The organism is Streptomyces sp. NPDC002680, assembly GCF_042889145.1.
GTDB lineage: Bacteria > Actinomycetota > Actinomycetes > Streptomycetales > Streptomycetaceae > Streptomyces > Streptomyces adonidis.
On the sequence record NZ_JBIAQP010000005.1, the window covers coordinates 330,656 to 342,896 of the forward strand.

At 69.3% G+C, this 12,241-nt stretch carries 10 protein-coding genes; 4 read left to right on the plus strand and 6 right to left on the minus strand.

Going from position 1 to position 12,241, the window contains the following annotated elements:
* Nucleotides 1-69 precede the first annotated feature (69 nt).
* Genes ACFYXF_RS16240 through coxB form a run of 3 tightly spaced genes read right to left on the minus strand, consistent with a single transcriptional unit; the run spans nucleotide 70 to nucleotide 3,190 of the window.
* Nucleotides 70-468, minus strand: a complete 399-nt coding sequence (locus tag ACFYXF_RS16240; protein ID WP_369037389.1) for a cytochrome c oxidase subunit 4 — start codon at nucleotides 466-468, stop codon at nucleotides 70-72.
* Complete coding sequence (ctaD, locus tag ACFYXF_RS16245; protein WP_389350207.1) at nucleotides 465-2,201, minus strand: cytochrome c oxidase subunit I; 1,737 nt, start codon at nucleotides 2,199-2,201, stop codon at nucleotides 465-467. The genes ACFYXF_RS16240 and ctaD overlap by 4 nt, the downstream gene beginning before the upstream one ends.
* Nucleotides 2,198-3,190, minus strand: coding sequence for a cytochrome c oxidase subunit II (gene coxB / locus ACFYXF_RS16250; protein WP_389350208.1), 993 nt, complete (start codon nucleotides 3,188-3,190; stop codon nucleotides 2,198-2,200). Before coxB ends, ctaD begins: the two co-directional genes overlap by 4 nt.
* A 328-nt stretch (nucleotides 3,191-3,518) precedes the next feature.
* Here coxB and ACFYXF_RS16255 point away from each other — a divergent pair, with 328 nt between their 5' ends.
* Nucleotides 3,519-4,895 (plus strand): cysteine desulfurase/sulfurtransferase TusA family protein, encoded by a 1,377-nt coding sequence (locus ACFYXF_RS16255; protein ID WP_389350209.1) that lies wholly within the window; start codon nucleotides 3,519-3,521, stop codon nucleotides 4,893-4,895.
* Between the two features lie 63 nt (nucleotides 4,896-4,958).
* Here the strand turns inward: ACFYXF_RS16255 and ACFYXF_RS16260 are convergent, their stop codons facing one another.
* A complete protein-coding gene (locus ACFYXF_RS16260; protein WP_389350210.1) occupies nucleotides 4,959-5,933 on the minus strand; it encodes a carbohydrate kinase family protein in 975 nt (324 codons plus the stop codon).
* A 135-nt stretch (nucleotides 5,934-6,068) separates the two neighbouring features.
* Here ACFYXF_RS16260 and ACFYXF_RS16265 point away from each other — a divergent pair, with 135 nt between their 5' ends.
* Both ACFYXF_RS16265 and ACFYXF_RS16270 read left to right on the plus strand, forming a co-directional pair.
* Nucleotides 6,069-6,284 carry a hypothetical protein gene (locus ACFYXF_RS16265; protein ID WP_389350211.1) on the plus strand — a complete coding sequence of 72 codons (216 nt, stop codon included), beginning with the start codon at nucleotides 6,069-6,071 and terminating at the stop codon, nucleotides 6,282-6,284.
* 180 nt (nucleotides 6,285-6,464) lie between these two features.
* Entirely contained in the window at nucleotides 6,465-8,036 is a 1,572-nt protein-coding gene (locus tag ACFYXF_RS16270) for a hypothetical protein (protein ID WP_389350212.1), read from the plus strand.
* Nucleotides 8,037-8,102: 66 nt separating this feature from the next.
* Here the strand turns inward: ACFYXF_RS16270 and ACFYXF_RS16275 are convergent, their stop codons facing one another.
* Nucleotides 8,103-8,459 carry an iron-sulfur cluster assembly accessory protein gene (locus ACFYXF_RS16275; protein WP_369036767.1) on the minus strand — a complete coding sequence of 119 codons (357 nt, stop codon included), beginning with the start codon at nucleotides 8,457-8,459 and terminating at the stop codon, nucleotides 8,103-8,105.
* A gap of 293 nt (nucleotides 8,460-8,752) precedes the next feature.
* Here ACFYXF_RS16275 and nadA point away from each other — a divergent pair, with 293 nt between their 5' ends.
* The gene (gene nadA / locus ACFYXF_RS16280) at nucleotides 8,753-9,937 is read left to right on the plus strand and encodes a quinolinate synthase NadA (RefSeq protein WP_389350213.1); all 1,185 of its coding nucleotides are present in this window, start codon (nucleotides 8,753-8,755) and stop codon (nucleotides 9,935-9,937) included.
* A gap of 34 nt (nucleotides 9,938-9,971) precedes the next feature.
* Here nadA and ACFYXF_RS16285 read toward each other — a convergent pair whose 3' ends face one another.
* Entirely contained in the window at nucleotides 9,972-12,239 is a 2,268-nt protein-coding gene (locus ACFYXF_RS16285) for a protein kinase (RefSeq protein WP_389350214.1), read from the minus strand.
* Nucleotides 12,240-12,241 lie beyond the last annotated feature (2 nt).

The window sequence follows — 12,241 nt, forward strand, 5'->3', positions numbered from 1 at the left end:
GGGCGTGGCAAAAGAGGGAGCCCGGACTCTCCTGACGGAGTGTCCGGGCTCCCTTGGGTGCCGAGCGTGTTACTGGGTGCGGTTCTCACCGCGGTAGTACTCGAAGACCCAGCCCCACAGGCCGATCAGGAGCAGCGGGGCCGCGAAGTACGCCAGCCACCAGCCGATCGCGACGCTCAGGAAGAGCAGCGCGCCGCCGATCGCCAGCGAGAGCGGCTGCCAGCTGTGCGGGCTGAAGAACCCGACCTCGCCGGCGTCGTCCGCGATGTCCGCTTCCTTGTTGTCCTGGGCGCCCACGTCGACCCGCCGGGCCGTGAAGGCCAGGTAGTAGCCGACCATGATGCACAGGCCGAAGGCGAGGAAGAGCGCCGTGGTGCCCGCCGGCTCCTTCGACCACACGCCGTAGACGATCGCCATGGCGAGGACGAAGACGGCGAGCCAGATGAACATCTTGCCCTGGACCTTCACTTGCCCGCCTCCTTGCCGCCGACGAGGGCCTTCTCGCCGTGACCGGCGTTCTCCAGCTGGTCGAGCGCGGCGATCTCCGGGTGGTGCAGGTCGAACGCCGGGGATTCACTGCGGATACGCGGCAGGGTGAGGAAGTTGTGGCGCGGGGGCGGGCAGGACGTGGCCCACTCCAGCGAGCGGCCGTAGCCCCACGGGTCGTCGACCTCGACCTTCTTGCCGTACTTCGCGGTCTTCCAGACGTTGTAGAAGAACGGGAGGACCGAGAGGCCGAGCAGGAACGAACTGATCGTCGAGATCGTGTTCAGGGCCGTGAAGCCGTCGGCCGCGAGATAGTCCGCGTACCGGCGCGGCATGCCCTCGGCGCCCAGCCAGTGCTGGACGAGGAAGGTGCCGTGGAAGCCGATGAACAGGGTCCAGAAGGTGATCTTGCCGAGGCGCTCGTCGAGCATCTTGCCCGTCATCTTCGGCCACCAGAAGTGGAAGCCGGAGAACATCGCGAACACCACGGTGCCGAAGACGACGTAGTGGAAGTGCGCCACCACGAAGTAGGAGTCCGAGACGTGGAAGTCCATCGGCGGCGACGCCAGGATGACACCGGTCAGACCACCGAAGGTGAAGGTGATGAGGAAGCCGGTGGCCCAGAGCATTGGTGTCTCGAAGGACAGACTGCCCTTCCACATGGTTCCGATCCAGTTGAAGAACTTCACGCCCGTTGGGACGGCGATGAGGAACGTCATGAAGGAGAAGAACGGGAGGAGGACGCCGCCGGTGACGTACATGTGGTGGGCCCACACCGTCACGGACAGGCCGGCGATGGCGATGGTCGCGCCGATCAGGCCCATGTAGCCGAACATCGGCTTGCGGGAGAAGACCGGGATGACCTCGCTGATGATGCCGAAGAACGGCAGGGCGATGATGTACACCTCTGGATGCCCGAAGAACCAGAACAGGTGTTGCCACAGCAAGGCGCCACCGTTTGCGGCATCGAAGACGTGTGCGCCGAATTTCCGATCCGCCTCCAGCGCGAAGAGCGCGGCGGCGAGCACGGGGAAGGCGAGCAGGACCAGGACCGCGGTCAGCAGCACGTTCCACACGAAGATCGGCATGCGGAACATGGTCATGCCGGGGGCGCGCATGCAGATGATGGTGGTGATGAAGTTGACCGCGCCGAGGATGGTGCCGAAGCCGGAGAAGGCCAGGCCCATGATCCACAGGTCGGCGCCGATGCCGGGGGAGCGGACGGCGTCGGAGAGCGGGGAGTAGGCGAACCAGCCGAAGTCGGCCGCGCCGGAGGGGGTGAGGAAGCCGCCGACGGCGATGAGGGAGCCGAACAGGTAGAGCCAGTAGGCGAACATGTTCAGCCGCGGGAAGGCGACGTCGGGGGCGCCGATCTGGAGCGGCATGATCCAGTTGGTGAAACCGGCGAACAGCGGTGTCGCGAACATCAGCAGCATGATCGTGCCGTGCATCGTGAACGCCTGGTTGAACTGCTCGTTCGACATGATCTGCAGACCCGGCCGGGCCAGCTCGGCGCGCATGAACAGCGCCATCACGCCACCGATGCAGAAGAACGCGAACGACGTCACCAGATACAGCGTGCCGATCGTCTTGTGGTCCGTGGTGGTGAGCCACTTGATGACCACGTTGCCGGGCTGCTTGCGCCGTACCGGCAGCTCGTTCTCGTACGAGTCCTCAGCTGCGGCGGCACCCTGGGGTTCGTTGAGGATGCTCACAGGTTTGTCGTCTCCCGGTTCTTCTCGTGGCTCGTCTGCGCGATGCCGGCGGGAATGTAACCGGTCTGCCCCTTCTTCGCGAGGTCCTTGAGGTGCTGCTCGTAGCGCTCGGGGGAGACGACCTTCACGTTGAACAGCATCCGGGAGTGGTCGACGCCGCAGAGTTCCGCGCACTTGCCCAGGAAGGTGCCCTCCTTGTTGGGGGTCACCTGGAAGGCGTTGGTGTGGCCCGGGATGACGTCCTGCTTCATCAGGAACGGCACGACCCAGAAGGAGTGGATGACGTCACGCGAGGTGAGGACGAAGCGGACCGTCTTGCCCTTGGGGAGCCAGAGGGTCGGACCGGGGTTCCCGGTCTGCGGGTTCTTCGTCGCGGGCGTGCCGACGTCGTAGACACCGCCGGCGTCGGCCGGGAAGTCCTTCTTGAACCGGTCCGGAATGGCCGCCAGGTTCTCGTCGGTGTTCGCGTCGCCGGTGGAACCCGGAACGTTCTCGATGTAGTTGAAGCCCCAGCTCCACTGGAAGCCGACGACGTTGACCGTCAGGTCGGGCTTCTTGGAGGTGTCGAGGAGCTTCGACTCGTCACGTGCCGTGAAGTAGAAGAGCACCGAGACGATGATCAGCGGAACCACGGTGTACAACGCCTCGATGGGCATGTTGTACCGGGTCTGCGGGGGTACCTCGACCTTGGTGCGGCTGCGCCGGTGGAACATGGCGCTCCACAGGATCAGGCCCCAGACCAGCACGCCGGTGGCGAGCGCGGCTGCCCAGGATCCCTGCCACAGGGAGAGGATCCGAGGGGCCTCTTCCGTGGTGGGGGTGGGCATACCAAGGCGGGGGAAGTCCTTGTATGTGCAACCGGTCGCGGTCACCAGGACCAGGCCCGCAGTCATCGCCTGCAGCAGCTTCCGCCGCATCGGGCGCCGCGGCGTGGGGGTACCGCCCGCGCCCTTCAGGCAGCGGGGGAGGTCGGAGCCGTTGGGACTCACGTAGCGCCTTCCCGAGAGTCTCGCCCGCGCGGGTTGGCTGCGGCCTGCCTTCTGGGGGTCGGTCGCCGCGCTGCGTCGGGCAGGGGTTTGGATGTTTATGCGGACCAAACCCTACTGGACGCAATTTGGGGTCGCGCGGGGAGGGTCCCCAACGCGCCGGGGGTCACCCCGAAGGGGTCTGGGCGCCCAATGGGGTGGGGGGTTCTTGGTGGTTGGCGGGTGCGGGTCGTGTGTGGCCGGTCGCGCCCCGCGGCGGAGCCGCTGATGACACAGCCCCGCGCCCCTGGGTGGGACCTCGTACCCCTTCTTGAGGACTTAGCGTTGGTGTGTGTCCTACTTCGATGCTGCCTCTGCTGCTCCCCTTCATCCTGTTGCTCGGCAGGCTCTGCTTGCGTCGCTCGATGAGGGGTGGGCCGATCCCGCACGTTTGTACAGGGAGGGGCGGCGGGCTCGGTTGTTGCTCGACGCGGCTCGGGAGGCTGCCGCAGAGGCGGTTGGGTGCCGTCCCGATGAGCTGACGTTCATGTCGTCCGGCACCCGGGCGGTGCACGTCGGCATGGCGGGCGCTCTTGCCGGGCGGCGTCGCGTCGGACGCCACCTGATCGTGTCAGCGGTCGAACACTCGTCGGTGCTCCATTCGGCGGAGGAGTGGGAGTCGTCGGGTGGGGAGGTGACCACGGTCGCGGTGGATCGTGGCGGTTCCGTTGCCGTCGAGGGGTACGAGGACGCCCTCCGGTCGGACACCGCGCTGGCCTGTCTCCAGTCGGCCAACCACGAGGTGGGGACCGAGCAGCCGGTCGCCGGGGTGGCCGAGGTGTGCCGGGCGGCCGGGGTGCCGTTGCTGGTGGACGCGGCGCAGTCGCTCGGGTGGGGGGCGGTGGCCGGGCCCTGGTCGTTGCTCGCCGCCAGTGCCCATAAGTGGGGTGGGCCCTCCGGGGTCGGGCTGCTGGCCGTGCGTAAAGGGGTGCGGTTCGCGGTTCAAGGGCCCGTGGACGAGCGGGAGTCGGGGCGGGCGGCCGGGTTCGAGAACCTGCCGGCGATCGTCGCGGCGGCGGCTTCGCTGCGTGCCGTACGGGCCGAGGCGGCCCAGGAGGCGGTACGGCTGCGGGAACTGACGGAGCGGATCCGGGCGCGGGTGCCTCAGCTGGTCCCGGACGTGGAGGTGGTCGGCGATCCGGTGGGGCGACTGCCCGGGGTCGTCACCTTCTCCTGTCTCTATGTCGACGGGGAGACTCTGCTGCACGAGCTGGATCGGGAGGGCTTCTCCGTCTCGTCCGGATCGTCCTGTACGAGCAGCACCCTGACGCCGAGCCATGTGCTGCGCGCGATGGGCGTACTGAGCGAGGGCAATGTGAGGGTGTCGCTGCCCGTCGGGACCCCGGCCGAGGACGTCGAGCGGTTCCTGACCGTCCTGCCGGGTGCGGTGGCGACCGTACGGGAGAAGCTGGGCGCGCCGGTTCCGGTGACGGTACGGGAGGACGACACCCTCGTCGTGGACGCCCTCGGCAAGCGGTGCCCGATCCCGGTGATCGAGCTGGCGAAGGTCATCGGCGACGTCCCGGTGGGCGCCACGATCCGCGTCCTCTCGGACGACGAGGCGGCCCGCCTGGACATCCCGGCATGGTGCGAAATGCGGGAACAGGAATACATGGGCGAGGAGCAGGCGGAGAAAGGAACGGCATATCTAGTCCGCCGGTTGAGCTAAACGCGCCCGATAGGGGCGCGGGGAACTGCGCGACCAGCCCCCACGCACCCGCAGACGAAAAACTCAGCCCAGATGCCCCTGAACCTCCACCGCGGCCTCATCCCCATAAGCCTTACGGAACCGCTCCAGGAAGTTGACCCGCCGCAACTGGTACTCCTGGGTGCCGACAGTCTCGATGACCAACGTGGCAAGCATGCATCCCACCTGCGCCGCCCGCTCCAGCGAAACCCCCCACGCCAGCCCCGACAGGAACCCCGCCCGGAACGCGTCACCGACACCCGTCGGCTCGACCTTCGCCTCCTCCTCCGGGCAGCCGACCTCGATCGGGTCCTCGCCGTCGCGCTCGATGCGTACGCCCCTGGCGCCGAGGGTGGTCACCCGGGTGCCGACCTTGGCGAGGATCTCGGCGTCGGACCAGCCGGTCTTGGACTCGATGAGGCCCTTCTCGTACTCGTTCGAGAAGAGGTACGCCGCGCCCTCCAGCAGGACCTTGATGTCGTCGCCGCCCATGCGGGCGATCTGCTGGGAGAAGTCCGCGGCGAACGGGATGGACCGGGTGCGGCACTCCTCGGTGTGGCGGAGCATCGCCTCCGGGTCGTCCGCGCCGATCGAGACCAGGTCGAGGCCGCCGACGCGGTCGGCGACGGTCTTCAGCTCGATGAGCCGGGCCTCGCTCATCGCGCCGGTGTAGAAGGAGCCGATCTGGTTGTGGTCGGCGTCGGTGGTGCACACGAAACGCGCGGTGTGCAGCGTCTCGGAGATCCGGACCGAGTCGGTGTCCACGCCGTGGCGGTCCAGCCAGGCGCGGTACTCGTCGAAGTCGGCGCCGGCGGCCCCGACCAGGATCGGCGTGGTGCCGAGCTGGCCCATGCCGAAGGCGATGTTCGCACCCACACCGCCCCGGCGTACGTCGAGGTTGTCGACCAGGAAGGACAGCGAGACCGTGTGCAACTGGTCCGCCACGAGCTGGTCGGCGAAACGGCCGGGGAAGGTCATGAGGTGGTCGGTGGCGATGGAGCCGGTGACTGCGATACGCACGGCGAGGACACTCTCCTGCAAGGGGAGGCGGATTGACAGTTCACGCTACCCGGTCGGCCCGTGCGCGCTGTAGCAGGCAAAACTACCCGATAGTAGATCTTTCTCGGACGGGTATCCGGTGCATACGGTTCCGGTATGACGAACTTCAAGGTCAACCCGGTCCAGCAGGTGCGCCACGACCTCGAAGGCGGCCTGGCCTCCCTGCGCGGCGACTGCGCCCGGATGGCACCGCACTGGGCGGCTCCGGACCGGGTCGTCACCCTGCCCGTCTCTCCGTCCCGTATCCATGGAGTGACGGTCCCGCAGGCCTCGGCGCTGCTGGTGGACGCGATGTCCGAGTACGGCTACTGACGGGCGGCGACCGGCGGCACCCCGCCGACCAGCGCTCGAAGGGAACCGTGCGCTCCCCCGTTGCGTCCCATCGCTGTCCCCCGTAAAGAGGACGCGGTGTACGACCCCACGGTGCCTGTCGGTGACAGGACCGGGCCGGTCGGGACAGCCGGGACAGCTGGGAGCCGAAGGAGCGATGCGGTGAACACCGAGCGACCCGATCACGACGACGCCGACGACAAGGCCCCCGAGGCCGACGCCGGCGGCACCACCGAGGCCGTACCGGAGGAGAGCGGCGCGGAGGAGCGCCCGTCCCCGCGCCGGTCCCCGGTCCTCGTCGCCTCGGTCGCCGCCGCGGTCCTGCTCGTCGGGGGCGGCGGGGCGTATCTCGCCACCAGCGCGACCGGCGGCTCGGGCGGCGGCCGTACGGACAACACCGCGGCGCCCGGCGGCGACGGCACCACTCCCCCGGCGCTGGCCCTCGACGGCTACACCGGGGGCGACGGCACGGGCGGTACGAGCGGAATCGCGCCCGGCGAGCCCGACCCGAACGGCGTGACCTATCGCGCCGACGGCACGCTGCCCGCCGGGCCCGCCTCGGCGCCCGTGTACTCGACGGCGGAGGACGAGATCACCGCCGCCGAGGTGACCCGGCTGGCCGAGGCGCTCGGCGTCGAGGGGAAGCCGGTCACGGAGGCCGAGAGCTGGCTGGTCGGCGCGGCGAAGGACGGCACGGGTCCGGTTCTGCGGGTGAACAAGCAGGCGCCGGGGACCTGGTCCTTCAGCCGGTATCTCGCGGGCGGCACCGACAACTGCGAGAGCACGACCGTGTGCACGCAGAACTCCGGCGACGAGACGACCGTGAAGCCGGTGAGCGAGGCGGTTGCGAAGAAGGCCGCGGCGCCGATCCTGAAGGCGGTCGGCCAGGACGACGCGAAGCTCGACGCCAGTCAGCTCATGGACACCCAGCGGGTGGTGAACGCCAACCCGGTGGTCGGCGGGCTGCCGACGTACGGCTGGACGACCGGCATCCAGGTCAGCGCACAGGGCGAAGTGGTGGGCGGCAGCGGCCAGTTGGCGACGCCGGTGAAGGGCGACACGTATCCGGTGCTGGGCGCCAAGGCGACGCTGGCCCTGCTCAACGAGCCCGGGGCGGTGACGACTCCCGAGCCGCGCATGGGCATCGGCGGCTGCGCCACCCCCGTACCGCTGAAGGACCGTCTGGAGGCGCCGTGCGGTACGACGACGCGGGCGAAGGAGTCGCTCACCGTCGACAAGGCGGTGTTCGGGCTGGCCTCGCACTCCGTGTCCGGGCGGCCGGCGCTGGTGCCGTCGTGGCTGTTCGAGGTACGGGCGGAGGGTGCCGCCGAGAGCTTCACGGTGACGTATCCGGCGGTCGATCCCAAGTATCTGGCCGGGGCCGGGAGCGGTGCGGAGCCGTCTCCGACGGCCACGCCGACCGCGCCGGGCGACGAGCCGTCGGCCCCGACGACGACGCGTGACACGAAGATCGAGGGCTACACGGTCGCCGACGACGGCAAGGAGCTGACGGTGGGCTTCTGGGGCGGGGTGTGCAGCAAGTACTCGGCCTCGGTGGAGGAGAACGGCGAGGTGACGGTGACCGTGACCTCGACGACCGAGAAGGGCAAGGTCTGCATCATGCTCGCCAAGGCCACGTACGAGACCGTACGGCTGGACGAGCCTTTGGGTGACCGGAAGGTCGTCGGGGCGGACGGGCAGGCGATCCCCGAGGGCGACTTCGCCAAGAGGTGACCCTCGGCACAGATGAAGGCGGCGCCCCCGTCGGAGGGGGGCGCCGCCTTCCTGTTGGGCTATGGCCTAGCTGAAGGAGTCGCCGCAGGCGCAGGAGCCCGTCGCGTTCGGGTTGTCGATCGTGAAGCCCTGCTTCTCGATCGTGTCGACGAAGTCGATGGAGGCGCCGCCGAGGTAGGGAGCGCTCATCCGGTCGGTGACGACCTTGACGCCGCCGAAGTCCTTGAGAACGTCACCGTCGAGGGAACGCTCGTCGAAGAACAGCTGGTAGCGCAGACCCGAGCAACCGCCGGGCTGAACCGCGACGCGCAGGGCGAGGTCCTCGCGGCCTTCCTGGTCGAGCAGGGCCTTGACCTTCGCCGCGGCGGCGTCGGACAGGATGATGCCGTCGGTGACGGTGCTGGTCTCGTCCGATACGGACATCTACATCTCTCCCGGGTTGTACGGAGACTGCTTGCCGACGAGTGCAACCGGCGGGGCCGCGGATTCATTCCGGGCCGAGAGTCTGTCTTTCCGTTCTCCCTCCATGCTCGCACACACGCAAGAACGCGAACAGCGACCTGTGGACGGACTCCGGACAGGCCGCGGGATTCATGTCACATCGACGCTATGGACCTCGTCAAAGTGACGTGAAGGGCTTACCATAGATAGCGTCAATTCGACGAAAAGGTCCATCCTTCATCAGCACAGCCCGCAGAACAGAAAGGGTGCGTGTCGTGACCACCGCCCAGACCCAGGAACTCGACGTACAGCCGTCGCCCCTCGCCCTGCTGCTCCTCGGCCGTGAGGCCGACCCGCGGAGCGAGCGTGGCGTCGAGTGTCCCGGCGACCTGCCCTCCCCCTCCGACCCGGACCTGGTGGCACGTGCCCGTGCGGCCAAGGAGAAGCTCGGCGACAAGGTCTTCGTGCTCGGCCACCACTACCAGCGCGACGAGGTCATCCAGTTCGCGGACGTCACGGGCGACTCCTTCAAGCTGGCCCGGGACGCGGCGGCACGGCCGGAGGCGGAGTACATCGTCTTCTGCGGTGTGCACTTCATGGCCGAGTCGGCGGACATCCTGACCGGCGACGAGCAGAAGGTGGTCCTGCCCGACCTGGCCGCCGGCTGCTCGATGGCCGACATGGCGACGGCCGAGCAGGTCGCCGAGTGCTGGGACGTCCTGACGGAGGCCGGGGTGGCCGAGCAGGTCGTACCCGTGTCGTACATGAACTCCTCGGCGGACATCAAGGCGTTCACCGGCAAGCACGGCGGCACGATCTGCACCTCGTCCAATGCCGAGCGCGCCCTTGAATGGGCGTTCGAGCAGGGCGAGAAGGTCCTGTTCCTGCCGGACCAGCACCTGGGCCGCAACACGGCCGTACGGGACATGGGCATGTCGCTCGACGACTGCGTCCTGTACAACCCGCACAAGCCCAACGGCGGCCTGACCGCGGAGCAGCTGCGCGACGCCAAGATGATCCTGTGGCGCGGCCACTGCTCGGTGCACGGGCGGTTCTCGCTGGACTCGGTGAACGACGTCCGGGCGCGCATACCCGGGGTGAACGTCCTGGTCCACCCGGAGTGCAAGCACGAGGTGGTGGAGGCGGCGGACTACGTCGGCTCGACCGAGTACATCATCAAGGCCCTGGAGGCGGCTCCGGCCGGTTCCAAGTGGGCCATCGGGACCGAGCTGAACCTGGTACGCCGGCTGGCGAACCGTTTCGCGCCCGAGGGCAAGGAGATCGTCTTCCTCGACAAGACGGTCTGCTTCTGCTCGACGATGAACCGCATCGACCTCCCGCACCTGGTCTGGACCCTGGAGTCCCTGGCCGAGGGCAAGCTGGTGAACCAGATCTCGGTCGACCGGGAGACGGAGGCGTTCGCGAAGCTGGCGCTGGAGCGGATGCTGGCGCTGCCGTAGGGCCCGTTCCCACCTCGGGCCCGGTGCCCCGCTGTCACCCCGAGTCGGGTTCCCGCTCGGGGTGCGCGGGGTCGATGCCGAAGACCGTGCCGTCCGGGGTGGCCGCGATCAGCGCGCCGCCGTACGGCAGCACCGCGGGCTTGATCGCGTCGCCGTTCGATACCTGCTCGACGCGCGCGGGCGTCTCCCAGAGCAGCGTGCCCTCGCGGGCGTCGAGCGCGGCGACCCGGCCGCTGGGGCTGGCCGCGTACAGGGTGCGGGTCCCGGTGTCGTAGGTGGGCGGGCCCGAGTGCTCGACGCCGGTCCGGGTCGTCCACAGCTGCTTGCCGGTCAGCGGGGACACGGCGCTCACCTGGCCGTCGGCTCCGGTGATCCAGAGGGTGTCGGCGGCCAGTGTCACCGAGCCCGTGTAGGGCTTCGCCGGTATCGTCTTGGTGCTCGTCCCGGTGTCCGGGTCCACCAGCAGGAACATGCCGGACGTCCCGTCCTCGGCGGACGCCTGTCCGTCGGTTCCCGCCACCATGACGACCAGTCTGCCGCCGGCGCCGCCGAGCAGGGCGGTCTGGTACGGGACCTCGAACCGCCGGACCACCGAGCCGTCGGACAGGTCCAGTTGGAGAATCTGGGCGGCCCGGGGGTCGTCCGTCATCGGGAGGCAGTGCGCGTACAGGCTCGTGCCGACGGTGGTGAACGTGCAGGAGGTGTCGGCCGGCAGCTGCGTGGTCCAGCGGTCGGAGCCGGTGCGCGGAGAGCGGGCCGTCACCAGTCGGCCGCCGGCGTCGGTGGTCATGACGAGGTCGCCGGTCAGGGCCACCTCGATGTTGGTGTCGTTCACCTCACGGGACCACAGCTCGTCGCCGCTCTCCGTGTCGACGGCGACCACGCGGGTCGTCGCGTCGACGGAGTTCTCGTTCGCGTAGGCGGCGTACCGGACGAGCATCGCGCCGTCCCGCACTCCGAGGAGCGCGAAGTCGTTCCGGCCCCCGCCGCCTCCTTCGGCGGCCGTCGCGAGGGAGGAGCGCCAGACGGTGGCGCCGGTACGGCCGTCCAGCCGTACGGGCAGGATGCTGCTGCCCGCGCAGTAGACGGCGTCCTCGTACCGCTGGCAGGTGGAGTCGCCCCGGTTGCCGTTCTCCGTGCCCAGCGGGTTGACCTCGCCCCGCTGGGCCGTCTCCAGCACCGTCGTCCGCCAGGGCTGCCAGCCGGTGGGCACCGCGGCCCACCGGGAGTTCGCGGCCGGGGCGGTGCCCACCGAGGAGTCGTCCGCGAAGCCCGGCCCGAAGCGGATGTACCACCCCGTCGCCAGGACCAGCACGCCCAAGGTGCAGACCGTCGCCAGCACCGGGCGGACCCGGCGGCCCCGTGCCCGTCTGGCCCTGGCGCGTGTGACGCGGGTGGGAGCCGCCGGGTCGGCACCACCGGCGTGGGTCTCCTCGATGGTCCGCAGCACGTCCCGGCGGAGCGTCACGGTACCCGGGTCACCGGGGTCGGGTTCGGGCAGGACCGCCGCGAACTCCCGGGCCAGCGCGTCGAGTCCGGGCCGGTCGGCGACCTCCTTGGTCAGACAGCGCTCCAGGACCGCGCGCAACGGCTGCGGCACGCCGTCCAGTTCGGGCGCCTCGTGGACGACCCGGAAGGCGGTCATGTAGGGGCTGTCGGCGTCGAAGGGGCCGCGTCCGGTCGCCGAGAACACCAGGAGCGCCCCGAGGGAGAAGACGTCCGAGGCGGGTCCGACCTTGCGGGCGTCGGTGAACTGCTCCGGCGACATGAAGGGCGGGGTGCCGATCATCTGGCCGGTCTCGGTCAGGGTCTGGTGGTTCTCGGCGGCGCGGGAGATGCCGAAGTCGATGACGCGGGGGCCGTCGTCGGCCAGCAGGACGTTCGCCGGTTTCAGGTCGCGGTGCACGACCCCGGCCCGGTGGATGTCCCGCAGTGCCTCGACCAACCCGAGGGCCAGCTGGCGCAGTTCGGCCGGGCGGAGGGCGCCGCCCTCGCGGATCCGGTCGGCGAGGGAACGTCCTGGCACGTACTGGGTGGCCATCCAGGGCCGTACCGCCTCGGGATCGGCGTCCACGACCGGTGCGGTGAAGGCGCCGCTCACCTTGCGGACGGCCTCGATCTCCTGCCGGAAGCGGGCACGGAAGACCTTGTCCTCGGCGTACTGGGCGTGCACGACCTTCACGGCGACCTCACGCCCGGAGCGTGATCTGCCCCGGTAGACGATCCCCATGCCGCCGGAGCCGAGCCGGTCGACCAATTTGTACCCGCCGACCGATTTCGGGTCCTCCTTGTGCAGCAGCACGC